Annotated in this window: 24 protein-coding genes; 21 read left to right on the top strand and 3 right to left on the bottom strand. The window is 70.3% G+C overall.

What is annotated here, in order from left to right:
• Positions 1-10 precede the first annotated feature (10 nt).
• The 21 genes from ACN6M5_RS04850 to ACN6M5_RS04750 all read left to right on the top strand — a co-directional run bounded on the left by ACN6M5_RS04850 (position 11) and on the right by ACN6M5_RS04750 (position 22984).
• Positions 11-1261: a thiolase family protein gene (locus ACN6M5_RS04850; protein WP_434948731.1), complete on the top strand. Its 1251-nt coding sequence runs from the start codon at positions 11-13 to the stop codon at positions 1259-1261.
• On the top strand, positions 1258-1926 hold the full coding sequence (locus tag ACN6M5_RS04845) for a 3-oxoacid CoA-transferase subunit A (RefSeq protein ID WP_434948729.1): 669 nt from the start codon (positions 1258-1260) through the stop codon (positions 1924-1926). The genes ACN6M5_RS04850 and ACN6M5_RS04845 overlap by 4 nt, the downstream gene beginning before the upstream one ends.
• A complete protein-coding gene (locus ACN6M5_RS04840; RefSeq protein WP_434948727.1) occupies positions 1923-2579 on the top strand; it encodes a 3-oxoacid CoA-transferase subunit B in 657 nt (218 codons plus the stop codon). Before ACN6M5_RS04845 ends, ACN6M5_RS04840 begins: the two co-directional genes overlap by 4 nt.
• Before the next feature lie 53 nt (positions 2580-2632).
• A complete protein-coding gene (locus ACN6M5_RS04835; RefSeq protein ID WP_434948725.1) occupies positions 2633-3472 on the top strand; it encodes an IclR family transcriptional regulator domain-containing protein in 840 nt (279 codons plus the stop codon).
• A gap of 12 nt (positions 3473-3484) precedes the next feature.
• Entirely contained in the window at positions 3485-3748 is a 264-nt protein-coding gene (locus ACN6M5_RS04830; RefSeq protein ID WP_055894116.1) for a phosphoribosyl-ATP diphosphatase, read from the top strand.
• 48 nt (positions 3749-3796) lie between these two features.
• Positions 3797-4636 (top strand): ATP phosphoribosyltransferase, encoded by an 840-nt coding sequence (gene hisG / locus ACN6M5_RS04825; protein ID WP_434948724.1) that lies wholly within the window; start codon positions 3797-3799, stop codon positions 4634-4636.
• Positions 4636-5400, top strand: a complete 765-nt coding sequence (gene hisF, locus ACN6M5_RS04820) for an imidazole glycerol phosphate synthase subunit HisF (RefSeq protein ID WP_085367718.1) — start codon at positions 4636-4638, stop codon at positions 5398-5400. The genes hisG and hisF overlap by 1 nt, the downstream gene beginning before the upstream one ends.
• Positions 5397-5777, top strand: coding sequence for a phosphoribosyl-AMP cyclohydrolase (hisI, locus tag ACN6M5_RS04815; RefSeq protein WP_085367717.1), 381 nt, complete (start codon positions 5397-5399; stop codon positions 5775-5777). The genes hisF and hisI overlap by 4 nt, the downstream gene beginning before the upstream one ends.
• Positions 5774-7321 carry an anthranilate synthase component I gene (locus ACN6M5_RS04810; RefSeq protein ID WP_434948723.1) on the top strand — a complete coding sequence of 516 codons (1548 nt, stop codon included), beginning with the start codon at positions 5774-5776 and terminating at the stop codon, positions 7319-7321. The genes hisI and ACN6M5_RS04810 overlap by 4 nt, the downstream gene beginning before the upstream one ends.
• Complete coding sequence (locus tag ACN6M5_RS04805) at positions 7305-8048, top strand: Trp biosynthesis-associated membrane protein (RefSeq protein ID WP_434948722.1); 744 nt, start codon at positions 7305-7307, stop codon at positions 8046-8048. The genes ACN6M5_RS04810 and ACN6M5_RS04805 overlap by 17 nt, the downstream gene beginning before the upstream one ends.
• Positions 8049-8130: 82 nt before the next feature.
• Positions 8131-8361, top strand: a complete 231-nt coding sequence (locus ACN6M5_RS04800; protein WP_085367714.1) for a DUF6704 family protein — start codon at positions 8131-8133, stop codon at positions 8359-8361.
• 3 nt (positions 8362-8364) lie between these two features.
• On the top strand, positions 8365-9135 hold the full coding sequence (trpC, locus tag ACN6M5_RS04795; RefSeq protein WP_085367713.1) for an indole-3-glycerol phosphate synthase TrpC: 771 nt from the start codon (positions 8365-8367) through the stop codon (positions 9133-9135).
• Positions 9135-10346: a tryptophan synthase subunit beta gene (trpB, locus tag ACN6M5_RS04790; protein WP_168689538.1), complete on the top strand. Its 1212-nt coding sequence runs from the start codon at positions 9135-9137 to the stop codon at positions 10344-10346. The genes trpC and trpB overlap by 1 nt, the downstream gene beginning before the upstream one ends.
• Positions 10343-11137, top strand: coding sequence for a tryptophan synthase subunit alpha (trpA, locus tag ACN6M5_RS04785; RefSeq protein ID WP_085367711.1), 795 nt, complete (start codon positions 10343-10345; stop codon positions 11135-11137). Before trpB ends, trpA begins: the two co-directional genes overlap by 4 nt.
• Positions 11138-11237: 100 nt before the next feature.
• Positions 11238-12227: a prolipoprotein diacylglyceryl transferase gene (gene lgt / locus ACN6M5_RS04780; protein ID WP_085367710.1), complete on the top strand. Its 990-nt coding sequence runs from the start codon at positions 11238-11240 to the stop codon at positions 12225-12227.
• A 146-nt stretch (positions 12228-12373) separates the two neighbouring features.
• Positions 12374-16951 carry a glutamate synthase large subunit gene (gene gltB / locus ACN6M5_RS04775; protein WP_434948720.1) on the top strand — a complete coding sequence of 1526 codons (4578 nt, stop codon included), beginning with the start codon at positions 12374-12376 and terminating at the stop codon, positions 16949-16951.
• Complete coding sequence (locus ACN6M5_RS04770) at positions 16944-18401, top strand: glutamate synthase subunit beta (protein ID WP_085367708.1); 1458 nt, start codon at positions 16944-16946, stop codon at positions 18399-18401. The genes gltB and ACN6M5_RS04770 overlap by 8 nt, the downstream gene beginning before the upstream one ends.
• An 85-nt stretch (positions 18402-18486) precedes the next feature.
• Positions 18487-19902: a pyruvate kinase gene (gene pyk, locus ACN6M5_RS04765; RefSeq protein ID WP_434948718.1), complete on the top strand. Its 1416-nt coding sequence runs from the start codon at positions 18487-18489 to the stop codon at positions 19900-19902.
• Positions 19903-20017: 115 nt separating this feature from the next.
• A complete protein-coding gene (locus ACN6M5_RS04760) occupies positions 20018-21115 on the top strand; it encodes a LolA family protein (RefSeq protein ID WP_434948717.1) in 1098 nt (365 codons plus the stop codon).
• Complete coding sequence (locus ACN6M5_RS04755; RefSeq protein ID WP_434948716.1) at positions 21112-22092, top strand: ABC transporter ATP-binding protein; 981 nt, start codon at positions 21112-21114, stop codon at positions 22090-22092. Before ACN6M5_RS04760 ends, ACN6M5_RS04755 begins: the two co-directional genes overlap by 4 nt.
• Positions 22079-22984, top strand: coding sequence for an ABC transporter permease (locus ACN6M5_RS04750; protein ID WP_434948715.1), 906 nt, complete (start codon positions 22079-22081; stop codon positions 22982-22984). The genes ACN6M5_RS04755 and ACN6M5_RS04750 overlap by 14 nt, the downstream gene beginning before the upstream one ends.
• Positions 22985-22991: 7 nt before the next feature.
• Here ACN6M5_RS04750 and ACN6M5_RS04745 read toward each other — a convergent pair whose 3' ends face one another.
• From ACN6M5_RS04745 to ACN6M5_RS04735, 3 genes are read right to left on the bottom strand one after another with little or no spacing between them, the layout of a single operon-like run.
• Positions 22992-23876, bottom strand: a complete 885-nt coding sequence (locus ACN6M5_RS04745; protein WP_434948714.1) for an EamA family transporter — start codon at positions 23874-23876, stop codon at positions 22992-22994.
• Positions 23877-23893: 17 nt separating this feature from the next.
• A complete protein-coding gene (locus ACN6M5_RS04740) occupies positions 23894-24475 on the bottom strand; it encodes a GNAT family N-acetyltransferase (protein WP_434948713.1) in 582 nt (193 codons plus the stop codon).
• A gap of 9 nt (positions 24476-24484) precedes the next feature.
• Entirely contained in the window at positions 24485-25333 is an 849-nt protein-coding gene (locus ACN6M5_RS04735) for an alpha/beta fold hydrolase (RefSeq protein WP_434948711.1), read from the bottom strand.
• Position 25334: the final 1 nt, after the last annotated feature.

The raw sequence follows: 25334 nt of genomic DNA, 5'->3' as shown, positions 1-25334 counted from the left end.
GGAGACCCCGGTGCAGCACGCATATCTCTACGACGCGGTGCGGACACCGTTCGGCCGGTTCGGCGGCGGGCTCGCCGCGATCAGGCCGGACGACCTGGCCGCGGCGGTGGTCTCCGGGATCGTCGAACGGAGCCCGGCGCTCGACCCTGAGCGGATCGACGGCGTGGTGTTCGGCAACGCGAACGGCGCCGGCGAGGAGAACCGCAACGTGGCGAGGATGGCGACCCTGCTCGCCGGGCTGCCCACGAGCATCCCCGGCACGACGGTCAACCGCCTCTGCGGTTCGTCGCTCGACGCGGCGATGATGGCGAGCCGGGAGATCGAGGTGGGGGACGCCGACCTGCTCGTCGTCGGCGGCGTCGAGTCGATGACGCGCGCGCCCTGGGTGCTGCCGAAGACCGAGCGCCCGTATCCCGCGGGCGACCTGGGCCTCGCCTCCACCACGCTCGGCTGGCGGCTGGTGAACCCGGCCATGCCGGCGGAGTGGACGGTGTCGCTCGGCGAGGCCACGGAGATCCTGCGCGAGAAATGCGGTGTCACGCGCGAGCGGCAGGACGCGTTCGCCGCCCGCTCGCACCGGCTTGCGGACGACGCCTGGCGCGCGGGACGGTACGACGACCAGGTGCGCGCGATGGACGGGGTCGCGCTGGAACGCGACGAGAGCATCCGGCCGGGGAGCACGGTCGAGGTGCTCGCCGGGCTGAAGACGGTGTTCCGGCCGGCGGGGGACACCGCAGAGGGCGGCACGGTGACGGCGGGCAACGCGTCTCCGCTCACCGACGGAGCCGGCGCACTGTTCGTCGGCTCGGAGGCCGCGGGCGAGCGGCTCGGCCGGGCACCGCTCGCGCGCATCGCCGGGCGTGGTGCGTGGGCGAACGAACCGCAGCTGTTCGGCTTCGCTCCCGTCGAGGCGGCGAACCGTGCGCTGAAGCGTGCGGGCATCACCTGGGCGGAGGTGGGCGCGGTCGAGCTGAACGAGGCGTTCGCCGCGCAGTCGCTCGCCTGCCTGGACGCGTGGCCCATCGACCTCGCCATCGTCAACGCCTGGGGCGGCGCCATCGCCATCGGCCACCCGCTCGGCGCGACGGGCACCCGTCTGCTCGGGACGCTCGCCGCGCGGCTGGTCGCGGAGAACCAGCGCTGGGGCGTCGCCGCCCTGTGCATCGGCGTCGGCCAGGGGCTCGCGATCGTGCTCGAGAACGTGAGCGGAGCCGCCGTCAGCACCACCGCACTCAGCACCACGCAGGGAGACACCGCATGACCACCATCACCGACAGCGCGCTGGAGGCCGTGTCGAGCATCCAGGACGGCGCCACGGTGCTCATCGGCGGCTTTGGCAAGGCCGGGCAGCCGGTCGAGCTGATCGACGCGCTCCTCGAACACGGCGCGACCGACCTGACGGTCGTCAACAACAACGCGGGCAACGGCGACGAAGGTCTCGCGGCGCTGATCGGTGCGCGCCGGGTGCGCAAGATCATCTGTTCCTTCCCCCGCCAGTCCGACTCGCACCGCTTCGACGAGGAGTACCGCGCGGGCAGGATCGAGCTGGAACTCGTTCCGCAGGGCAACCTCGCCGAGCGCATCCGGGCGGCGGGCGCGGGCATCGGCGGCTTCTTCACGCCGACCGGCTACGGCACCAGCCTCGCCGACGGCAAGGAGACCAGGATGCTTGGCGGCGTTGGCCAGGTGTTCGAGCTGCCCATCCACGGCGACGTCGCCCTCATCACCGCGCGCACCGCGGACCGGCAGGGCAACCTCGTCTACCGCAAGACGGCCAGGAACTTCGGTCCGATCATGGCGACCGCGGCGGCGACCACGATCGCTCAGGTCGGCGGCGTCGTGCCGACCGGCGCCATCGACCCGGAGACCGTCGTCACCCCGAGCATCTTCGTCAACATCGTGGTCGACCTGAAGGAGACGCTGTGAACGCACCACTGACCAGGGCCGAGCTGGCCGAGCGCGTGGCCGCCGACATCCCGCCCGGATCGTTCGTGAACCTCGGGATCGGCCAGCCCACGCTCGTCTCCGACTACTTCTCACCAGGCCAGGACGTGATCCTGCACACCGAGAACGGAATGCTCGGCATGGGGCGGCAGGCGGTCGGCGACGAGATCGACGACGACCTGATCAACGCCGGCAAGATCCCGGTGACCGAGCTGCCCGGGGCGTCGTACTTCCATCACGCCGACTCGTTCGCGATCATGCGCGGCGGCCACCTCGACGTGTGCGTGCTCGGCGCGTTCCAGGTGTCCGCCTCCGGCGACCTGGCCAACTGGCACACCGGGGAGCCGGACGCGATCCCGGCCGTCGGAGGGGCGATGGACCTGGCGACCGGCGCCAAGCAGATCTTCATCATGATGAACCTGTTCGGCAAAGACGGCAGGAGCAAGCTGGTTCCCGTCTGCGACTACCCGGTCACGGGCATCGGATGCGTCAGCCGGGTGTACACCGACGTCGCCGTGTTCGAGCTGGCGGACGGGCGGGTCACGGTGACGGACATCTTCGGCGTGACCGTCGCTGAACTACAATCGAGGCTCGATGTCCCGCTCGACGTCGCGCCCGGAGTCGCCGGGACCTGAGCAGGGCGTCGCACGGCACGGAAGGGGAGCCAGTGGCGCAGGCGGAGAGGCCAGTGGACGACCCGTCCGCGAAGCCGGCGGAGGTCGGCGACGACCACTTCGTGCAGTCGCTCGCGCGCGGGCTCGCTGTCATCCGCGCCTTCGACGCCGACGACCCGGCCATGACGCTCAGCGAGGTGGCCAGGAAGACCGGGATGAGCCGCGCGGCGGCCCGGCGCTTCCTGCTGACCCTGATCGACCTCGGCTACCTGCGCACGGACGGCCGCGAGTTCCAGCTCACGGCGAAGGTCCTGGAACTCGGATACGCGTACCTCTCCGGCCAGTCCCTCCCGCAGCTCGCCACTCCGGTGCTGGAGGAGCTCTCCGCCGAACTGGGGGAGAGCGTCTCGATGGCCGTGCTCGACGGCACGGACATCGTCTACGTCGCCCGGGTGCACACGCGCCGGATCATGTCGGTCTCCATCGCGGTCGGCACCCGATTCCCCGCGTACGCGACCTCGATGGGACGCGTGCTGCTCGCCGGGCTCACAGAGACACAGATCGGCGCCGTGCTCGCCCGCAGCGACCTCCGGAAGCTGACCCCCAGGACCACGACGGATCCGGTGGCGCTCCTGGATGCGATCCTGGCGGTCGCGCGGGACGGCTGGGCGTCCGTCGACCAGGAGCTGGAACCCGGCCTGCGGTCCATCGCGGTGCCGGTGCGCAACCCCGCGGGCGCCGTCGTGGCCGCGATCAACGTGTCGCTCTCCGCCGGGCTGCTGCCCCCGGAGGACGACGGGGAGCGCACCACGCGCATCCGGAGTGCACTGCTGTCCGCGGCCGATCGGCTGCTCGACATCCAGCGGACCGTCGCCGTTCCGCCGCCGATGTCCGGCGGGCCGTTCGCAAGCTAGTAGCCTGTAGTGGTGAAAACCTTCGACGACCTCTTCGCCGAGCTCAGCGAGAAGGCCGCGACCCGCCCGGAGGGTTCCGGCACGGTTCGTGAGCTGGATGCTGGCGTGCACGCCATCGGAAAGAAGATCGTGGAGGAGGCGGCCGAGGTCTGGATGGCCGCCGAATACCAGTCGGACGAGGAGACGGCCGAGGAGATCTCGCAGCTGCTCTACCACCTCCAGGTGCTGCTCATCGCGAAGGGCCTCAGCCCCGCGGACGTGTACCGACATCTGTGACCGGTACACCCGCGTCCTGATCGTCCCCCTGTACACGAAAGACCACCCATGCTGAAGATCGCCGTTCCCAACAAAGGCTCCCTCTCCGAGACCGCGGCGCAGATGCTGCACGAGGCCGGATACGTCGGCCGTCGCGACCCCAAAGAGCTGATCGTCACCGACGCCCGCAACGACGTCGAGTTCTTCTACCTGCGCCCGCGCGACATCGCGACGTACGTCGGCTCCGGCGCGCTCGACGTCGGCATCACCGGCCGTGACCTGCTGCTCGACTCGGGCTCCACGGCGGGCGAGATCGCCTCGCTCGACTTCGCGGCGTCCACCTTCCGGTTCGCGGGCCCCACCGGCACGTTCTCCGCGCTGGCCGACCTCGACGGCAAGCGCGTCGCCACCAGCTACCCGGGGCTCGTCGGGGCGTTCCTCGCCGAGAACGGGATCACCTCCACCCTCATCAAGCTCGACGGCGCCGTGGAGTCCGCCGTGCGCCTCGGCGTCGCTGACGCGGTGGCCGACGTCGTCGAGACCGGCACGACGCTGCGCAAGCAGGGCCTGGAGATCTTCGGCCCGGTCATCCTCGAGTCGGAGGCCGTGCTGATCTCGTCCGCATCGCCCGCCGCCGGGGTCGACACGCTGCTGCGCAGGCTGCAGGGCGTCATGGTCGCCCGCCAGTACGTGCTCATCGACTACAACCTGCCCGCCGTGCTGCTCGACAGGGCCGTCGCCCTCACCCCCGGGGTCGAGTCGCCGACCGTGTCCCCGCTCGGGGAGCCGGACTGGCTGGCCGTGCGCGTGATGATCAAGCGCGACCAGGTCAACCACATCATGGATGCGCTCTACGAGCTGGGAGCGCGTGCCATCCTCGTCACGTCGATCCACGCTGCGCGGATCTGATGTCCGTCGCCGTCCGGGTCATCCCGTGCCTCGATGTGGCAGACGGCCGCGTCGTCAAGGGCGTCAACTTCCAGAACCTGCGTGACGCGGGCGATCCTGTCGCGCTCGCCCGTCGCTACTACGAGCAGGGGGCGGACGAGCTGACCTTCCTCGACGTCACGGCGACGGTCGACAACCGTTCGACCACCTACGACGTGGTGCGCGCGACCGCCGAGCAGGTCTTCATCCCGCTCACCGTCGGCGGCGGCGTGCGCAGCCCGGAGGACGTCTCCCGCCTGCTCGCCAGCGGGGCGGACAAGGTGGGCGTGAACTCCGCCGCCATCGCCCGGCCCGAGCTGGTGGCCGAGATCGCCGACCGGTTCGGCGCCCAGGTGCTCGTGCTCTCGCTCGACGTCAAGCGGTCGGCGGCGACCGCATCCGGATTCGTGGTCACCACGCACGGCGGCCGGACGGAGACCGACCTCGACGCCCTGGAGTGGGCCGAGCGCGCGATCGGGCTGGGGGCCGGCGAACTGCTGGTCAACTCGATCGACGCCGACGGCACCAAGGAGGGGTTCGACACCGAGCTCATCCGGTTGATGCGCGGCATCAGCAGCGTTCCCGTCATCGCCTCCGGCGGCGCGGGAAAGGTCGCAGACTTCGTCCCAGCCATCGAGGCAGGGGCGGATGCGGTGCTCGCCGCGAGCGTGTTCCACTCCGGCGAGATGACGATCGGCGATGTGAAGGACGAACTCGTCCGCGCCGGGTTGGAGATCAGGGCATGACCGCAGCAGACCCCGCCATCATCGAGCGCGTCGCCTTCAACGGCGACGGCCTGGTCCCGGCGATCATCCAGCAGTGGGACACCAAAGAGGTCCTGATGATGGGCTGGATGGACGCGGAGGCGCTCAGCCGCACGCTCACCGAGGGGCGCGTCACCTTCTGGTCGCGCTCCCGCCAGGAGTACTGGCGCAAGGGGGACACGTCCGGACACGCGCAGTACGTCAAGGGCGCAGCGCTCGACTGCGACGGAGACACCCTGCTGGTGACCGTCGAGCAGATCGGCGCCGCCTGCCACACTGGAACCCGCACCTGCTTCGACGCCGACCAGCTCACACCCGTGGTCGGCCACGTCGAGGCGAGCCCCACGGAGGATTCGTGATCGACACCGTCACCAGCTCCACCACCCGCGACGCGTTCGCGCGGCTGCTCGACGACCACAGGGTCGTCCCGGTCGTGCGCGAGCTGTTCGCGGACGGAGAGACCCCCGTCGGCATCTACCGCAAGCTCGCGGACGGACGCCCTGGCACCTTCCTGCTCGAATCGGCGGAGCAGGGCGGCATCTGGTCGCGGTTCTCGTTCGTCGGCGTCTCGTCGTTCGGCGTGCTCACCCAGCAGGGGGATGCTGTGCGCTGGCTCGACTACGGCATCCCGGCGGAGCGGGCCATCGGCTCCACCGCCGACCTGCCGCCGCTGGAAGCCCTCGCCGCGCTGTACGCGCGGTGGCAGACGCCGCGTATCCCCGGCCTGCCCCCGCTGACCGGGGGACTGGTCGGCTTCATCGGCTGGGAGGCGATCCGCCAGATCGAGCGGCTGCCGCACCAGCCGCCCGCGGACTACGACATGCCCGGTCAGGCTCTCGCGTTCTGCTCCGACCTGGTCGCGATCGACCACCGGTACGGCACCGTGCAGCTGATCGCCACCGTCCTCAACGACGGCGTCGACGACGCGGACACGATGTGGGAGGCCGCCCAGCAGCGGCTCGACGCGATGCAGGCCGGTCTCGCCCGGCCGTCGGAGGCGTGGCTCGCCCAGGTCGATCTGGGCACGCCCGCGCATCCGGTGTCGCGCACGGCGAAGGACGACTTCCTGGCCGCCGTGGTGACCGCGAAAGAGCGGATCGTCGACGGCGACATCTTCCAGGTGGTCATCTCACAGCGCTTCGAGCTGGACTGCGAGGCCGCGCCGCTCGACGTGTACCGCGTGCTGCGCTCGCTCAACCCGAGCCCGTACATGTACCTCCTGGCGCTCGAACGGCCGGACGGCGGGGAGTACTCCATCGTCGGGTCGTCCCCGGAGGCGCTGGTCAAGGTGCAGGACGGGCGCGCGTTCACGCATCCCATCGCCGGGTCCCGCCCGCGCGGCGCCTCGCCGGAGGAGGACCTCGACCTGGAGACCTCGCTGCTCGCCGACGACAAGGAGCGCGCCGAGCACCTGATGCTCGTCGACCTGGCCCGCAACGACCTGCTCAAGGTCTGTGCGGCCGGTTCCGTCGAGGTGACGGAGTTCATGCGCGTCGAGCGGTTCAGCCACATCATGCACATCGTGTCGAGCGTCGAGGGTGACGTGCTGCCGGACAAGACGGCGGTGGATGTGTTCCGCGCCACCTTCCCGGCCGGCACCCTCTCCGGGGCTCCGAAGCCGAGGGCGCTGGAGATCATCGACGAGCTGGAACCGGCGCAGCGCGGTGTGTACGGTGGCGTGATCGGCTACTTCGGGTTCTCCGGGGACGCCGATCTCGCCATCGCCATCCGCACGGCGACCATCATGGACGGCGTCGCCCGCGTGCAGGCCGGAGGCGGCCTGGTGGCGGACTCCGTGCCGCAGAGCGAGTTCGAGGAGTCGCAGAACAAGGCGGCTGCCCCGCTGCGCGCGGTCGCCGTGGCGAACGCGATGAGGCGGGTGACCGGTGAGCGAGCAGTCTGAGCCCGTCGTCGAGCGTCCCGTCTCCCGCAGGGCCAAGTACCTGACGCTGCTGGCGCTGGTGGTCGGCAGCGGCCTCGCCCTGCTCGCATCCACGCAGACCTGGTTCACGGTGCACCTCACCGACGTCGCGGAGCACACCACGACGCTCGCGGTGCCCGGGTCAGCGGCTGCGCCGGCGCTCACCGCGCTCTCGCTGGCCGGGCTGGCCCTCGCGGCCGCGCTGGCCATCGCCGGTCCGGCGTTCCGCATCGTCCTCGCGCTGCTCGGGCTGCTGCTCGGCGCCTCCGTGCTCATCTCCTCGATCAGCGCCCTGGCGGACGCCCTCCGCGCCTCGACGGCGACGATCACCACGGCCACAGGCGTCGCGGGGTCCGCGTCGATCGCGCGCCTGGTCGACACGGTCGCCGCCGAGTTCTGGCCGGGCGTCGCCGTGGCGGGCGGGGTGGTGCTTGTACTCGCCAGCGCCGCCGTCGTCGTCACGAACCGGCTCTGGCCGGGCTCGTCGCGCAAGTACCAGACGCGCTTCGAGGACGAGGACGGCACGACGCTCCTCCTCGACCACGACGCGGACGACGCGGACGCTGAAGACGGCGCGACCGTCTCCGACGACGCGGAGGCGCGTGCCGCCGCGGACGGAGAGACCCCATCCGGTGCAGCGGCCATCGACAAGGACACCGCCATCGACAGCTGGGACGACCTCAGCCGTGGCGAAGACCCCACCCGCTGACCCACCGCTAGACTTGAACAGCACCACCCCGATCCATCGTGCGCGACGCTGAGCGCCGCGCACCTCACGAAGCAGGAGTCCCATGAGCACCGAGTCAGTCGAGCCAGGCCACGGTCACTCGCCGGCGGCGTGGACGGCCGTCATCATCATGCTGGTGGCCTTCGCCATCGGCGCCGTCGCGTTCTTCTTCGAGGCGCCGATCGTCGTCTGGTCGGCCGCTGGACTCGCGATCGTCGGTCTCATCGTCGGCTGGGCCATGAAGAAGGCCGGATACGGCGTCGACGGCACGAAGTACCAGCCGAAGGGCCACTGACGCGTGCTGGACGACCTCGTCGCCGGCGCCCGTGAAGACGCCGAGCGGCGCCGGGCAGAGCGCCCGCTGTCCGTTGTCGAGGCCGAGGCGGCCGACCGTGCTCCCGCTCTGGATGCGCTGAGCCACCTCGCCCCTGCCGACCGCGTCAAGATCATCGCCGAGGTGAAGCGCGCGAGCCCGTCCCGCGGCTCGCTCGCCGACATCCCGGATCCAGCGGCCCTCGCCGTCTCGTACGAGACGGGGGGAGCGAGCGCGATCAGCGTCCTCACCGAGGAGCGCAGGTTCAAGGGATCGCTCGCCGATCTGGAGGCCGTGCGCGACGCCGTCTCCATCCCCGTGCTGCGCAAGGAGTTCGTCTCCGACCCGTACCAGGTGTTCGAGGCGCGTGCGGCGGGAGCCGACCTCGTGCTGCTCATCGTCGCTGCGCTCGACCAGCGGAAGCTCGTCGAGCTGCACGAGCTGATCACCTCGCTCGGCATGACCTCGCTCGTCGAGGCGCACACGGCGGACGAGCTCAGCCGTGCGCTCGACACGGGCGCAGGTCTCGTGGGCGTGAACGCCCGCAACCTCTCAACGTTCGAACTGGACAAGGACCTGTTCGGCCGGCTGGCCGACCGCATCCCGTCCGGTGTCATCCGCGTCGCGGAGTCCGCCGTGAAGTCGGCGGACGACGTCGCGCACTATCGGGCGGCCGGCGCAGACGTCGTCCTCGTCGGCGAGGCTCTCGTCACGAGCGACCCCGTCGCGACGCTCGAAGAATTCCTGGTGGCCTGATGTCCCTGCGTTCCGAAACCGGCCCGTACTTCGGCGACTTCGGAGGGCGTTTCGTCCCCGAATCTCTCGTCGCAGCCCTCGACGAGCTGTCTGCGGCCTGGGAGGCCGCGAAGGCCGACCCGGCATTCCACGCCGAGCTCGACGAGCTGAACCGCTCGTACACCGGGCGTCCGTCGATCATCACCGAGGTGCCGCGGTTCGCCGAACACGCCGGCGGGGCGCGCATCATCCTGAAGCGCGAAGACCTCAACCACACGGGCTCGCACAAGATCAACAACGTGCTCGGCCAGGCCATCCTCACGAAGCGCATCGGCAAGACGCGCGTGATCGCGGAGACCGGTGCTGGGCAGCACGGCGTCGCCACCGCGACGGCCGCGGCGCTGTTCGGCCTCGAGTGCACCATCTACATGGGCGAGGTCGACACCGAGCGCCAGGCGCTCAACGTGGCCAGGATGCGCCTGCTCGGCGCGGAGGTCGTCGCCGTCAAGACGGGATCGCGCACCCTCAAGGACGCGATCAACGACGCCATGCGCGACTGGGTCACCAACGTCGAGAACACCAACTACATCTTCGGCACCGTCGCGGGCCCCCACCCGTTCCCCGCGATGGTCCGCGACCTGCAGAAGATCATCGGCGAGGAAGCGCGCCAGCAGGTCATCGACCTCACCGGCTCCCTCCCGGATGCCGTTGTCGCCTGCGTCGGTGGCGGCTCGAACGCGATGGGCATCTTCCACGCCTTCCTCGACGACGAAGACGTGCGCCTGATCGGCTACGAGGCCGGGGGAGAAGGCGCGGAGACCCCGCGCCACGCTGCCACCATCACCAAGGGACGCCCCGGCGTCCTGCACGGCGCGCGCAGCATGCTGCTGCAGGACGAGGACGGCCAGACCATCGAGTCGCACTCGATCTCCGCCGGGCTCGACTACCCGGGCGTCGGACCGGAGCACGCGTGGCTCGCCTCCATCGGCCGGGCGCAGTACCTGCCGATCTCGGATGCCGAGGCGATGGATGCGCTGCGCCTGCTCAGCCGCACGGAGGGCATCATCCCCGCCATCGAATCCTCACACGCTCTCGCCGGGGCGCTGAAGCTCGGCCAGGAGCTCGGGAAGGACGCCGTCATCCTGGTGAACCTCAGTGGCCGCGGAGACAAGGACATGGAGACCGCAGGACGGTACTTCGACCTGATCGACACCGACGCGGTGCAGTCATGACCGGCGCGCAGCACGGCGTCGAGAGCGTCATCGCCCGGCGCAACGCCGACGCATCCGGTGCCCTGATCGGCTACCTGCCCGCCGGGTTCCCCGACCTGAAGACCAGCATCGATGCGGCCGTCGCGCTCGCGCAGAACGGCGTCGACGCGATCGAGCTCGGCCTGCCGTACTCCGACCCCGTCATGGACGGCACGGTCATCCAGGCCGCCACCCAGCAGGCGCTCTCCAACGGGTTCCGGCTGCGGGACGGCTTCACCGCCGTGCGCGAGATCACCGCCCAGGTGGATGTGCCCGTCCTGGTCATGACCTACTGGAACCCGGTGCTGCAGTACGGCGTCGACCGGTTCGCCGACGACCTGCTCTCCGCGGGGGGAGCCGGGCTCATCACGCCCGACCTCATCCCGGACGAGGGAGCAGCCTGGCTCGCGGCCTCCGACCGCACGGGGCTCGACCGCGTGTTCCTCGCCGCCCCGTCGTCCACCGACGCGCGGCTGCGCCAGACCGTTGAGGCGAGCCGCGGCTTCGTCTACGCCGTCTCGACGATGGGCATCACCGGAGCGCGCGCCGACGTCGACTCCGCCGCCCGCGCCCTGGTGGCGCGCCTGCGCGACGCCGGTGCGACGAGCACCTGCGTGGGCGTCGGCATCTCGACGGCCGCCCAGGTGGCCGAGGTGCTCCAGTACGCCGACGGCGCGATCGTGGGCTCAGCTCTCGTGAAAGCGCTGGCCGACGACGGCGTCGCGGGCGTCTCCCGCCTCGCTGCGGCCCTCGCAGAGGGCACCGCCGCCTAGGCGCGGCGGCTCTTCCAAACAGAATTAGACTATGGTGGCCGCGCGTGGTCTTCGCGCGGTCTGATCAACACGAAAGGTGAGTCATCGGGTGTTTGCGACGATGAGCAGCTGGTACGCGAGCATCCCCAGCCCCGGGCCGGAGTGGCAGCAGATCCCGATCGACATCTTCGGGCTGCACTGGCGCATCCAGACGTACGCGATCTGCATCCTGATCGGCATCGTCGTCGCCGCCATGTGGACGTCGAGGCGGCTGTCGAAGCGCGGGGGAGAGCCGGGCGTCGTGCTCGACATCATCCTCTGGGCCGTGCCGCTCGGCATCATCGGGGCACGCTTTTACCACGTGATCACCCACCCGGCTGACTACTTCTTCCCCGGCGCCGACCTGCTCAAGACCCTGTACATCTGGGAGGGCGGGAACGCCATCTTCGGTGCGCTGATCGGTGGAGCCGTCGGCGCGTACATCGGCTGCCGCTGGTCCGGCATCCGGTTCTGGTCGTTCGCGGACGCGCTCGCGCCCGCCATGCTGCTCGCGCAGGCGCTCGGCCGTCTCGGCAACTACTTCAACCAGGAGCTGTTCGGCCTGCCGACCAACCTCCCGTGGGGCCTGCAGATCGACGCGGGCAACAAGGCCATCCCGGTCGGGCTGCCGGACAACACCCTGTTCCAGCCGCTGTTCCTCTACGAGATCATCTGGAACGTCATCGGCATCGCGGTCATCATCCTGCTGGAGCGCAAGTTCCAGCTGCGCTGGGGCAAGGCATTCGCCGTCTACCTCATCTGGTACGGCCTCGGTCGCTCCTACCTGGAGTCGATCCGCATCGACCCGAGCGAGTTCAGCTTCCTGGGCATCCCGACCAACGTGTGGGCCGCGTTCGCCGCCGTCGTGCTCGGCATCGTGCTCTTCATCGTGCAGAGCCGCCGCCACCCCGGACTCGAGCCGAGCGTGTACCGGCCCGGTCGTGAATGGGTTCGGCCCGATGCTGAGGTAGACTCGGACGACACCTACTCGGATGACGAGGTTTCCGGCGCCGACGCCGCGGAGCCCACCGAAAAGGACGCAGCCAAGGCCACAAGCCCACTCGGCTCGTAATCACTCGTCGAGGCCATCCCCGAGCCTCATCACCCTCACCGTCTCCCAAGGCTGCACCGAGCCTGTCGCGAGCGGCGGAACCCCCTCCCTCAGTCCAGGGCCGATGGCGTCCCCCCGCACCACCGAACAAGTGAGGACGGTCGTTGATGGCGCTTCAGCCCACCCACACCCGATTCAGCACCACCCCCGTGAAGCAGGGTCTGTACGACCCGGCCCACGAGAAGGACGCCTGCGGGCTCGCGATGGTCGCGACGCTCCGCGGAACGGCCGGTCACGACATCATCGACGCCGCCCTGGATGCCCTGCGCAACCTGGAGCACCGCGGCGCCGTCGGCTCCGACGCAGGAACAGGTGACGGAGCGGGCATCATCACGCAGGTGCCGGACGCCTTCCTGCGCGCCGTCGCCGGCTTCGAGCTTCCCTCCGCCGGCCGCTACGCCGTCGGCAACGTGTTCCTGCCCGTCGACGAGGCGGAGCGTGCAGAGGCGAAGGCGGCCATCGAGGCCATCGCCGCCGAGCAGGACCTCACCGTCCTCGGCTGGCGCGAGGTCCCCGTCGCCGCCGGCGAGATCGGAACCCTCGCCCGCAACGCGATGCCGTTCATCGAGCAGCTCTACGTGTCGAGCACCCGCACGGGCGACGACGGCGAGCAGGTCGGCGGCATCCTGCTCGACCGCCAGACGTTCTTCCTGCGCAAGCGGGCGGAGCGCGAGCTCGACATCTACTTCTCCTCGCTGTCGAGCCGCACCCTGGTCTACAAGGGCATGGTCACCACGCTGCAGCTCGAGCCGTTCTACCCCGACCTCTCCGACCAGCGCTTCGCCTCCAAGCTGGCGCTCGTGCACTCGCGCTACTCCACGAACACCTTCCCGTCCTGGCCGCTCGCCCAGCCGTTCCGGATGATCGCGCACAACGGCGAGATCAACACCGTGCAGGGCAACCGCAACTGGATGCGCGCCCGCCAGTCCCAGCTGGAGAGCGATCTCCTCGGCGACCTGTCTCCCGTGCTCCCGATCGTCACGCCGGGCGCCAGCGACTCCGCCTCGTTCGACGAGGTCGTCGAGCTGCTGTCGCTGTCGGGCCGGTCGCTCCCGCACGCCGTCATGATGATGGTTCCCGAGGCGTGGGAGAACCAGACCGAGATCGAGAAGTCGCGCCGCGACTTCTACGAGTACAACTCGATGCTGATGGAGCCGTGGGACGGCCCGGCGGCGATCGTCTTCACCGACGGCTCGCTGGTCGGCGCGACCCTCGACCGCAACGGCCTGCGCCCGGGCAGGTACGTCGTGACCAACGACGGCCTCGTGGTGCTCGCCAGCGAGATCGGCGTGCTCGACATCGAGCCGAGCCGCGTCGTCCGCAAGGGCCGCCTGCGTCCGGGGAAGATGTTCCTCGTCGACACCGTCCAGGGCCGCCTGATCGAGGACGACGAGATCAAGGCCGACCTGGCAGCCGGCGCGCCGTACGGCGAGTGGCTGGATGCCGGGCGCATCAACCTGAAAGACCTCCCGGAGCGCGAGCACATCGTTCACACCCCCGCGTCGATCACGCGCCGCCAGCGCACGTTCGGCTACACGGAGGAGGAAGTGCGCATCCTGTTGAAGCCGATGGCGACGACGGGTGCCGAGCCGCTCGGCGCGATGGGGTCGGACACCCCGGTCGCCGTGCTCTCCGACCGCCCGCGCCTGCTTTTCGACTACTTCACGCAGCAGTTCGCGCAGGTCACGAACCCGCCGCTCGACTCCATCCGCGAGGAGGTCGTCACCTCGCTGAAGCTGGGCCTCGGCCCTGAGCGCAACCTGCTCGTCGCCGGTCCCGAGCACGCCAAGCAGGTCGTGCTCGACTTCCCGGTGATCGACAACGACGAGCTGGCGAAGATCCAGCACATCGACCCGCGTCCGGGCAGCCGCCTGACCACCACGGTCAAGGGCCTCTACCGGTTCGACGCCGGCCCCGACGCGCTGCAGCTCCGGCTCAAGGAGATGTGCGACGAGGTCGACGAGGCCATCGCGGCGGGGGCGCAGTTCATCGTGCTCAGCGACCGCGACTCCACCAAAGACCTGGCGCCCATCCCGTCGCTGCTGATGCTCGCGGCCGTGCACCACCACCTGATCCGTGCGGAGAACCGCATGAAGGTGGGCCTGATCGTCGAGGCCGGTGACGTGCGCGAGGTGCACCACATCGCGCTCCTGATCGGCTACGGCGCGTCCGCGATCAACCCGTACCTGGCGATGGAGACCTGCGAGGAGCTGGTCCGCAGCGGAGCCATCACCGGCGTGACGCCGGAGAAGGCCGTCAAGAACGTGATCAAGGCGCTCGGCAAGGGCGTGCTGAAGATCATGTCGAAGATGGGCATCTCGACCGTCTCGTCCTACGCGGGCGCCCAGGCGTTCGAGGCCGTCGGCCTCAGCCAGGAGTTCGTCGACCTGTACTTCACCGGAACGACGAGCAAGCTCGGCGGCGTGGGCATCGAAGTCATCGCGGCCGAGAACCTGTCCAGGCACGAGAGCGCGTACCCGGCGGAGAGCGCCATCGTCGCGCACGAGCGGCTGGCGACGGGCGGCGAGTACCAGTGGCGCCGCGACGGCGCCCCGCACCTGTTCAATCCGGAGACGGTGTTCCGCCTGCAGCACTCCACCCGCACCCGGCGCTACGACGTCTTCCGCGAGTACACGAAGCTGGTCGACGACCAGGCGGAGAGCCTGATGACGCTGCGCGGCATGTTCACGCTGCGCACCGGCGTGCGGCCCGCCGTTCCGCTCGACGAGGTCGAGTCGGTCGAGTCGATCGTCAAGCGGTTCTCGACCGGCGCGATGAGCTACGGCTCGATCTCGCGCGAGGCGCACGAGACGCTCGCCATCGCGATGAACCGCCTCGGCGGAAAGTCGAACACCGGTGAGGGAGGGGAAGACCTCGACCGTCTCCTCGACCCCGAGCGTCGCAGTGCGATCAAGCAGGTGGCGTCCGGCCGGTTCGGCGTGACGAGCATGTACCTGACGCACGCCGACGACATCCAGATCAAGCTCGCCCAGGGCGCCAAGCCGGGCGAGGGCGGTCAGCTGCCCCCGACCAAGGTCTACCCGTGGGTGGCGCGCACCAGGCACGCGACGGCCGGCGTCGGGCTCATCTCGCCGCCCCCGCACCACGACATCTACTCGATCGAAGACCTCAAGCAGCTGATCTTCGACCTGAAGCGCGCCAACCCGGATGCGCGTGTCCACGTCAAGCTCGTCAGCGAGTCCGGTATCGGCGCTGTCGCGGCGGGTGTCGCGAAGGCCCTGGCCGACGTCGTGCTGGTCTCCGGCCACGACGGCGGAACGGGCGCATCCCCGGTCAACTCGCTCAAGCACGCGGGCACCCCGTGGGAGCTCGGCCTGGCGGAGACGCAGCAGACGCTGATGCTCAACGGGATGCGCGACCGGGTGGTCGTGCAGGTCGACGGGCAGCTGAAGACGGGACGCGACGTGATCGTCGGCGCCCTGCTCGGTGCGGAGGAGTTCGGCTTCGCCACGGCGCCGCTGGTCGTCTCCGGCTGCATCATGATGCGCGTCTGCCACCTCGACACCTGCCCGGTCGGCGTCGCCACCCAGAACCCGGAGTTGCGCTCCCGGTTCTCGGGCAAGCCGGAGTTCGTGGTGAACTTCTTCGAGTTCATCGCGCAGGAGGTGCGCGAGTACCTCGCAGAGCTCGGCTTCCGCACGCTCGACGAGGCCATCGGCCACAATGAGCTGCTCGGCGTCGACGGAGCGATCGACCACTGGAAGGCGTCCGGTCTCGACCTCGCGCCGATCCTCACCGGCCCGGAGTTCTCCGCCGACGTCCCGCGCAAGAACGCGAGGACGCAGGATCACGAGCTGGACAAGCACTTCGACAACCACCTCATCCAGGAGAGCGCGGACGTGCTCGCCCGGGGCGGTCACATCGAACTGAATCTGCCCATCCGGAACACCGAGCGCGCTGTCGGCACCATGCTCGGCCACGAGGTGACGGTGCGGCACGGCGAGAACGGCCTGCCGACGGGGTCCATCGAGATCACCCTCACGGGGTCGGCGGGGCAGTCGCTCGGCGCTTTCCTGCCGAGCGGTATCACGCTGCGGCTCGAAGGAGACTCGAACGACTACGTCGGCAAGGGTCTCTCCGGCGGCCAGATCGTCGTCCGCCCGCCGAAGGGCAGCGTGTTCCCCGCGGAGGAGAACGTGATCGCCGGCAACGTGATCGGCTACGGCGCGACCCAGGGCAGCATGTTCATCCGCGGCATCGTCGGTGAGCGCTTCCTGGTCCGCAACTCCGGGGCGACGGCGGTCGTCGAGGGCGTCGGCGACCACGCGCTCGAGTACATGACCGGTGGACTCGCCGTGATCCTCGGCTCGACGGGGCGCAACCTCGGTGCAGGCATGTCCGGAGGCACCGCGTACGTCTACGACCTGCAGAGGGACCTCGTCAACCGCGATTCGCTCGCCAGCGGGGAACTGGAACTGCTGCCGCTCGGCAGTGCGGACGTGGAGATCGTGCGCGACCTGCTCGAACGGCACGTGGCCGAGACGGAGTCGGACCTGGCCGCGAGGCTGCTGGCGGACTTCGACGAGACCGTCGCCCGGTTCGTCAAGGTGCTGCCGCGCGACTACGCGGCCGTGCTGCAGATGCGTCAAGACGCCGTCGACGAGGGCTTGGACCCCGACGGCGACATTGTGTGGAACAGAATCTTGGAGGTGACCGGTGGCTGACCCCAAAGGCTTTTTGAAGGTTACGGAGCGCGAGCTTCCCAAGCGCCGGCCCGTGTCGGTGCGACTGATGGACTGGAAAGAGGTCTACGAGGCCGGCGACCCCGCCCAGCTCCGCAGGCAGGCCGGTCGCTGCATGGACTGCGGCGTGCCGTTCTGCCACCAGGGCTGCCCGCTCGGGAACCTCATCCCGGAGTGGAACGACCTGATGTACCGCGGTGAGGGCCGTCAGGCCATCGACCGGCTGCACGCCACCAACAACTTCCCGGAGTTCACCGGGCGGCTGTGCCCGGCTCCGTGCGAGTCGTCGTGCGTGCTCGGCATCAACCAGCCGGCGGTGACGATCAAGCAGGTCGAGGTGTCGATCATCGACCAGGCCTGGCAGAACGGCTGGGTGCAGCCGCACCCGCCGGAGCGCCTCACCGGCAAGACGGTCGCCGTCGTCGGCTCCGGCCCCGCCGGTCTCGCGGCCGCCCAGCAGCTCACCCGCGCCGGTCACACCGTCGCCGTGTACGAGCGTGACGACCGCATCGGTGGCCTGCTGCGCTACGGCATCCCGGACTTCAAGATGGAGAAGAAGCACCTCGAGGCGCGTCTCAACCAGATGATGGCGGAGGGCACCCGCTTCCGCGCCGGCGTCAACATCGGCGTCGACATCACCTGGGACGACCTGCGCGCCCGCTACGACTCCGTCGTGGTCGCCACCGGTGCGATGGTCCCTCGCGACCTGCCCATCCCGGGCCGCGACCTCAGCGGAGTGCACTTCGCGATGGAGTACCTCGTCCAGCAGAACAAGGCGGGCGCCGGCGACCAGGTCGCCGACCAGATCTCCGCGGAGGGCAAGCACGTCGTGGTCCTCGGCGGTGGGGACACCGGAGCGGACTGCATCGGAACGGCGCACCGCCAGGGTGCTGCCAGCGTCACCAACCTCGCCATCGGCAAGCAGCCGCCGTCGGAGCGCCCCGGCCACCAGCCGTGGCCGATGACGCCGACGCTGTTCGAGGTCTCCTCCGCACACGAGGAGGGCGGCAAGCGCGAGTACCTCGCCTCCACCGTCGAGTTCCTCTCCAACGAGTTCGGAGAGGTGCGCGCCATCCGCGTCGCGGAGACCGAGTACCTCGACGGACGCCGCGTGCCGAAGGCCGGCACCGAGCGCGAGATCCCCGCAGACCTCGTCCTCCTGGCCCTCGGCTTCACCGGCCCCGAGCAGGACGACCTGGATGCGCAGCTCGCCCTCCCGTTCGACGAGCGCGGCAACGTGACCCGCGACGCCGACTACCAGACCAGCCAGCCCGGCGTGTTCGTCGCCGGCGACGCTGGGCGCGGACAGTCGCTCATCGTGTGGGCGATCGCAGAAGGTCGTGCAGCGGCCGCCGCCGTTGACCGGTATCTTGAAGGGGAGACGCATCTGCCGTCCCCCGTCCGCCCCACCGACAGGGGAATCCTCGTCTGACTGAACGGACTCCCCGGCACCCCGCGGGCGTCATCACCGAATCGAGCGCCGTCAGGGGCGCAGAATCACGGAGCAAGCAAAAAGTATGAGAAGGGCGAAAATCGTCGCGACCCTCGGGCCAGCGACCTCGAGCTATGACAACATCCGCGCGATCATCGACGCGGGTGTTGACGTGGCCAGGATGAACCTGAGTCACGGAAGCTACGACGTCCACGAGGGCGTTTACGCCAACGTGCGCAAGGCCGCCGACGACGCAGGCAAGCCGGTCGCCGTCCTGGTCGACCTCCAGGGCCCGAAGATCCGCCTCGGCAAGTTCGAGGCCGGTCCATACGACCTCGCCGAAGGCGACATCTTCAAGATCACCACCGAAGACATCATCGGCACCAAGGAGATCTCCTCCACCACGTTCAAGGGGCTGCCCCAGGACGTCAAGCCGGGCGACTTCCTCCTCATCGACGACGGCAAGGTGCGCGTGCAGGTCGTGGAGACCGACGGCACCGTCGTCACCACCAAGGTGATCGTCGCCGGTCCCGTCTCCAACAACAAGGGCATCAACCTGCCCGGCGTCGCGGTCAACGTGCCTGCGCTGTCCGAGAAGGACGAGGCGGACCTCCGCTGGGGCCTCAAGCTCGGTGCAGACCTCATCGCGCTGTCGTTCGTGCGCAACGCCGCCGACATCGAGCGCGTGCACGAGATCATGGCGGAGGAGGGCCGCAAGCTCCCCGTCGTCGCCAAGATCGAGAAGCCGCAGGCCGTCGACAACCTCGAGGGCATCATCGAGGCGTTCGACGCGATCATGGTCGCCCGTGGCGACCTGGGCGTCGAGCTGCCGCTCGAGGCCGTCCCGATCGTGCAGAAGCGCGCCGTCGAGCTCGCCCGCCGTGCGGCCAAGCCGGTCATCGTCGCCACGCAGATGCTCGAGTCGATGATCTCCAGCCCCGTCCCCACCCGCGCGGAGACCTCCGACGTCGCCAACGCCGTCCTCGACGGTGCTGACGCTGTGATGCTCTCCGGCGAGACCAGCGTCGGCGAGTACCCCGTGATCACCGTGCGGACCATGGCGCGCATCGTGGAGTCGACGGAGGAGCACGGTCTCGACCGCATTGCTCCGCTCGGCACCAAGCCGCGCACGCAGAGCGGTGCGATCACCCTCGCCGCCGTCGAGGTGGCCGACTTCGTCGAGGCCAAGTACCTCTGCGTGTTCACGGAGTCCGGCGAGTCCGCCCGCCGCATGTCGCGCATCCGGAACAAGATCCCGATCCTGGCGTTCACGCCGGAGGAGTCGGTGCGTCGTCGCATGGCGCTGAACTGGGGCGTCGAGTCGTTCGTCGTCTCGCGCGTCACCCACACCGACCAGATGGTCGCGCAGGTGGACGAGGCTCTGAAGTCGACCGGCCGCGCCGTGAACGGCGACAAGGTCATCATCATCTCGGGTTCCCCTCCCGGAATCCCCGGAACCACCAACGACATCCGCGTCCACAGGGTGGGCGACGTCCTCTAAGACGTCAGGATGTGCGAACGGCCCCCGCGATGTGCGGGGGCCGTTCGGCGTTTCCCACGGAGTTCGCAGCATCCCCGAGGGTTCGCCGACCCGCCACAGGCGTAGTCTCGACTCCATGAAACGCCGCTGGGTCCGTTGGCTTCCCGCCGCTGTCGTGCCTGCCGCGATCGCGGCCGGTGTCATCATCGCGCCGCTCGCCGCCGGGGCCGCCGATCTTCCGTCGAAGACGCCGGACGAGGTACTGCGGCTGGTCGCGGCGAGTGACGTGAAGGCGTTCTCCGGCACGGTCGAGCAGAGCTCGGAGCTGGGGCTGCCGTCGATCCCGTCGACCGGGCCAGGGTCGGGTTCCGGCTCGGCGTCGGGTTCTGCGTCCGGCGATGCCGCGAGCATCCTGGAACTGCTGACCGGCGACCACACGGCGAAGGTGTACGTGGACGGCCCGGCGAAGCAGCGCCTCCAAGTGCTCGACCAGCTGGCCGAACGGGATGTGATCCGCAACGGCTCCGACGTCTGGCTCTACACGTCGACCGGCAAGAAGGTCACGCACGTGACGCTGCCCGATCGCTCCACCGTGAAGTCGCCGGACAACAGGCGACCGGACCCGGATGCAACGACGGGCGCGGCGACGACACCGTCGCAGCTGGCGCAGCGCTTCCTCGCGGCAGTCGATCCCAGCACCTCGGTCACCCTCGGCGACCCGGTGAAGGTCGCCGGACGCGACGCGTACGACCTCGTGCTCACCCCGAAGACCGACGCGACGCTCGTCGGTTCGGTCTCCATCGCGGTCGACGGCACCACGGGCATCCCGCTGCGGGTGCAGGTGGATGCACGCGGCCAGAGCACACCCGCCTTCGAGACCGGGTTCAGCGAGTTCAGCACGGCGACACCGTCCGCGAGCGTGTTCGCGTTCACGCCGCCGACCGGCGCGACGGTGACGGAGCAGGCGCTTCCCGCCCCGGGCGGGAAGAAGGCGGAGGCAGGCTCGCACGCCAAGCCGACCGTCACCGGCACCGGCTGGGACGCGGTCGTCAGCGCACCAGCTGGCTCCGTTCCCTCCGACCTCACCTCGTCCCCGCTGTTCGCTCAGCTGACCACCCCGGTGGACGGCGGACGCGCCTTCAGCACCTCGCTCGTGTCTGTGCTCGTCACCGACGACGGACGGGTGTTCGCCGGCGCGGTGCCCGTGTCCGCCCTGCAGGCCGCTGCTCGGTGACCGACGCAGCCGCCGCCATCACGACGAGCGGCCTCAGCAAGCGGTTCGGCTCGCGCACCGTGGTCGACGGTATCGACCTGCACGTCCCGCGCGGCTCGGTGTTCGGGTTCCTCGGGCCGAACGGGTCGGGCAAGACCACGACCATCCGGATGCTGCTCGGGCTGGTCTCCGCGTCCGCGGGGGAGATCCGGCTGTTCGAGCAGCAGATGCCCGCCAGCGGGGCGACCGTCCTCCCGCGTGTCGGCGCGCTGGTCGAAGGTCCGGCGTTCGCGCCGTACCTGTCCGGGACGGCCAACCTGCTGCGCCGCGACTCCGCCGACCGCTACGCCCCGTCCGCCACACGTCGCGCGCGTGTCGCCGCCGCTCTCGACCGTGTCGGGCTCACCCACGCGGCGGGAAGGAACGTGCGCGCGTACTCGCTCGGCATGAAGCAGCGCCTCGGCATCGCCGGCGCCCTCCTCACCGACCGTGATCTGCTCATCCTGGACGAGCCGACCAACGGCCTCGACCCGCAGGGCACCAGGGAGGTGCGCTCGCTCGTGCGCTCCCTCGCCGACGAGGGACGCACGGTGTTCGTGTCCAGCCACCTGCTCGCCGAGATTGAGCAGATCTGCACGCACGCCGCGATCATGCGCACCGGACGGCTGGTCGCGCAGGGCTCGCTCGACGAGCTGCGCGGCGCCACGGGACCGCGCGTGCGCGTCGAGACCCCGGATGCGCGGGCGGCGGCGACCGTCCTCACCGGGCTCGGGATCGCCCCGGCCACCGCCACGGCGGCCAGCTCCGGCTCTGGCACGACCACCGAGTCCGGCAGCGTCCTGGATGCGCCGCTGCCGGACCCCGCGCCCGCCGCGGAGGACATCGTGGCCGCCCTCGTCGCCGGTGGCGTGCGGGTGCGCGGCTTCGGCGTGCACGGGTCGACGCTGGAGGAACGTTTCGTGGAGCTCACCGGGGAGGGCTTCGATGTCGAGCAGTGAGACGGCGACCGGCGGGGGAGCAGGGGCGGAGGCCGCGCCCGCGCATCCGGTGCTCACGGCGAATCGACCGCGTCCGGCGGCCGGGTGGTCGCTGCTCTGGTCGGAGCTGTCCGTCCTGTTCCGGCGCTGGCGCACCTGGGCGATGCTCGCCGCCCTCGCCGCCATCCCCATCCTGATCGCCATCGCCGTGCGGCTGACCGGCGGGGCGCGCGCCGGGCGTGGTCCGGCCTTCCTCGACCAGATCACCGCGAACGGCCTGTTCGTCGGCTTCACGGCGCTGGTGGTGTGCGTTCCGCTGTTCCTGCCGCTCACCGTCGGGGTGGTCGCCGGAGACACCATCGCGGGGGAGGCGAGCCACGGCACGCTGCGCTACCTGGTGATCGCCCCGGCCGGGCGGCTGCGGCTGCTCGCCGTGAAGTACGCGGGCGCTGCGGCGTTCTGCGTCGCGGGGACCCTGGTGGTGATCGTCGCCGGGTCGGCGATCGGCGCCATCCTGTTCCCGATCGGTCCGGTCACCCTGCTCTCCGGCACGCAGGTCGGGCCGTGGGATGCGTTCGGGCGCCTGCTCATGATCGGCGCGTACGTGGTCGTGTCCCTGCTCGGGCTGTGCGCCATCGGACTGTTCTTCTCCACCCTGACCGACGTGCCGGTCGGTGCGATGGCGGCGACCATCGTGCTCTCCGTGGTGTCGCAGGTGCTCGACCAGCTGCCGCAGCTGGAGGCGCTGCACCCCTGGCTGTTCAGCCACTACTGGTTCGGCTTCGCCGACTTCCTGCGCGACCCGGTGAGCTGGGACGCCTTCGGCAGCAACGCTCTGCTGCAGCTCGGCTACGTCGCGGTATTCGGCGCGCTGGCGTTCGGCCGGTTCACGACGAAGGACATCCTCTCCTAGACCTCGCCTACGGGATCGACTCCGCCGTCGATTCGAGGTCGGACTTCGGGTGGTCGCGCTGCGTGGCGATGGTGACGCCCGCCGCGACGCAGACCACCGCGATCCCGAGCAGCTGGACGCCGCTGAACGACTCGTGCAGCACGAGCACGCCGAACAGGGTCGCGATGGCGGGCCCGAGGCTCGTGATGACCGCGTAGAGGCGCGGGGTGATCCTGCGCAGGATGAACGTGTCGAGGCTGTACGGGATGGCGGAGGACAGCACGCCCGCCGCAACGAGCATCCCGAGCACCGGCCAGTTCAGGCGGCTGTAGTCGACCACGAACAGAGCGATCGGCAGCAGGATGATCGTGGCGACCACGCTCGCGACGCTCAGCCCTTCCAGCCCGGGCAGGCGTGTGGCGACCCGGCGGGTGAGCAGGATGTACGCCGCCCAGCTCGCCGCGGCCGTCAGGGCGAGCACGACCCCGAGCGGGTCGATCGCGCCCTCCGTGCCGGTGAGCAGCACGACGCCGCCCGCCGCGAAGAGCGCGCACACCACATCCACGACCCGGCGGGAGCCGGCCAGCGCGAGCGCGAACGGTCCGAGGAACTCGATGGTGGCGGCGATGCCGAGCCCGAGCCTGCCGACCGCCTCGTAGAAGCTGAGGTTCATGGTCGCCAGCACCACGCCGAGCGCGATGGCCGGCCAGAGGCGCCGCCAGGTGAGTTCCGCCCGCTTCGGCCGGTAGAATGGCAGGACCGCGATGGCGGTGATGACCTGCCTGACCGCCACGACCACCACGGACCCGACGATCGGGATGAGCAGCCCGGCCACCGACGATCCGAAGTTGATGCTGACCTCGGTCGCGACCTGGGTGCCTGCGCCGATCAGGCGGTCGCGTCTGGTTGTCACCAGACGAGCTTATGGGGTCACGGCACCAGCTCACGCCGCATGATCGCGCGCGTAGCGGAGGGCCGCCGCACCACCGCGAACCCGGCGGACTCGAACAGCGAGACGGTGCCGTGGTAGCGCTCCGCAGCGCTGAGCGACGGCCGGACGCCCGGGTCGACCGGGTAGCCCTCGATCACCTCCGCGCCGCGCTCCGCCGCGTGCTCGACCGCTCCGGCGAGCAGCGCACGGGCGACCCCGCGCTTGCGGTGGTCGATGCGCACGACGAAGCAGGTGACCGCCCACGGGTCGTCTGGGTCGCCCGCCAGTCGTTTGGTGATCGGCGAGCGCCGCAGTCCCGGATACGCGGTGTACGGCTCCACGGCGGACCAGCCGACCGGCTCGCCGTCGATGCGCGCGATGACGCCGGGGGATCCCTGCTCGACGGACGTGTGCAGCAGCGCGGTCTTCTCGTCGGTGGACGTCGCGCGGAACTCTCCGCCGCTCAGCTTGAACCACTGGCACCAGCATCCGGAGGGGTCTCCGCGCTCCCCGAACACGGTGCGCAGGTCGTCCCAGGTGTCCGCTCCGACGGATTCGACGGTGATCGACGGCTGTGTCATGCCGCCACGCTACCGCGCGTGCAGCGCTCCGGCGAGGATCGTGGGGTGCTCGACGTGCCCGAAGTGCCCGGTCGCCGGAATCACCACAGCGCGGAAGTCCGGGATGATCGCCGCCAGCCGGTCGTCGTCGTCCGCACCGACGAACACGTCCCTGTCGCCGTGCAGCGCAAGCACGGGGCACCGGATGCGGGCCCAGCGGGCCGCCGCCGGGTACGTCGTCGCGCAGTGCAGCGCCCGGAGGAACGCGCCGGGGCGCAGGTCGTGCGCGAGGTCGTGCACGGCCTGGCGGTCGACCACCGTGAACAGGGGAGCGGCCAGCAGCGTCAGGATCCCGCTGCCGTCGAGTGCGCGGACGAACCGGGCGGCGTACGGTCCGAGCCCCGCGAGCATCCGGATGCCCACGGCGAGCAGCATCAGAGGCGCGTAGTTCAGGAGGCGGCCGAGCGGGCCGAGACGGTCGCCGCGGCCGCCGAACGTGGTCGCGGAGACCAGCAGCACGGACTCGGTGGCCGCCGGTTCGCGCACGGCCAGTTCGAGCGCGACGAAGCCGCCGAGGGAGTGGCCGACGAGACGCCAGCGGGTGTATCCGAGGGACCGGGCGACCTGGGCCACCGCGTCGGCCAGGCCGGTCGCGTCGAGCGCCGACAGGTCGTCGACGGGGGAGTCTCCCCAGCCGGGCAGGTCGGGCACGACCAGGTCGGCCACGGAGCCACCCGTCTCCGCGGCCCCGATGGCCGCGCGCCAGGTGGTCCAGGAGCCTGCTGCGCCGTGCAGCAGGATCGTGGCGGTGTGCGACTCCCTGGGGGTGTGGCGCACGGCCACGGGTCCGAGCGCTGTGTCGACGGTGGAGACATCCATA

This window comes from Leifsonia araucanica (genome assembly GCF_051161895.1).
In the GTDB taxonomy this organism is placed as follows: domain Bacteria; phylum Actinomycetota; class Actinomycetes; order Actinomycetales; family Microbacteriaceae; genus Leifsonia.
This window is presented reverse-complemented; position numbering and strand designations above follow the sequence as displayed.

Excerpts from the sequence above, each read along its gene's own strand:
- ACN6M5_RS04845 (WP_434948729.1), top strand. The coding sequence starts at position 1,258 with ATGACCACCATCACCGACAGCGCGCTGGAGGCCGTGTCGAGCATCCAG.
- hisG (WP_434948724.1), top strand. The coding sequence starts at position 3,797 with ATGCTGAAGATCGCCGTTCCCAACAAAGGCTCCCTCTCCGAGACCGCG.
- hisF (WP_085367718.1), top strand. The coding sequence starts at position 4,636 with ATGTCCGTCGCCGTCCGGGTCATCCCGTGCCTCGATGTGGCAGACGGC.
- hisI (WP_085367717.1), top strand. The coding sequence starts at position 5,397 with ATGACCGCAGCAGACCCCGCCATCATCGAGCGCGTCGCCTTCAACGGC.
- ACN6M5_RS04800 (WP_085367714.1), top strand. The coding sequence starts at position 8,131 with ATGAGCACCGAGTCAGTCGAGCCAGGCCACGGTCACTCGCCGGCGGCG.
- trpB (WP_168689538.1), top strand. The coding sequence starts at position 9,135 with ATGTCCCTGCGTTCCGAAACCGGCCCGTACTTCGGCGACTTCGGAGGG.
- trpA (WP_085367711.1), top strand. The coding sequence starts at position 10,343 with ATGACCGGCGCGCAGCACGGCGTCGAGAGCGTCATCGCCCGGCGCAAC.
- lgt (WP_085367710.1), top strand. The coding sequence starts at position 11,238 with ATGAGCAGCTGGTACGCGAGCATCCCCAGCCCCGGGCCGGAGTGGCAG.
- gltB (WP_434948720.1), top strand. The coding sequence starts at position 12,374 with ATGGCGCTTCAGCCCACCCACACCCGATTCAGCACCACCCCCGTGAAG.
- pyk (WP_434948718.1), top strand. The coding sequence starts at position 18,487 with ATGAGAAGGGCGAAAATCGTCGCGACCCTCGGGCCAGCGACCTCGAGC.
- ACN6M5_RS04760 (WP_434948717.1), top strand. The coding sequence starts at position 20,018 with ATGAAACGCCGCTGGGTCCGTTGGCTTCCCGCCGCTGTCGTGCCTGCC.
- ACN6M5_RS04750 (WP_434948715.1), top strand. The coding sequence starts at position 22,079 with ATGTCGAGCAGTGAGACGGCGACCGGCGGGGGAGCAGGGGCGGAGGCC.
- ACN6M5_RS04740 (WP_434948713.1), bottom strand. The coding sequence starts at position 24,475 with ATGACACAGCCGTCGATCACCGTCGAATCCGTCGGAGCGGACACCTGG.
- ACN6M5_RS04735 (WP_434948711.1), bottom strand. The coding sequence starts at position 25,333 with ATGGATGTCTCCACCGTCGACACAGCGCTCGGACCCGTGGCCGTGCGC.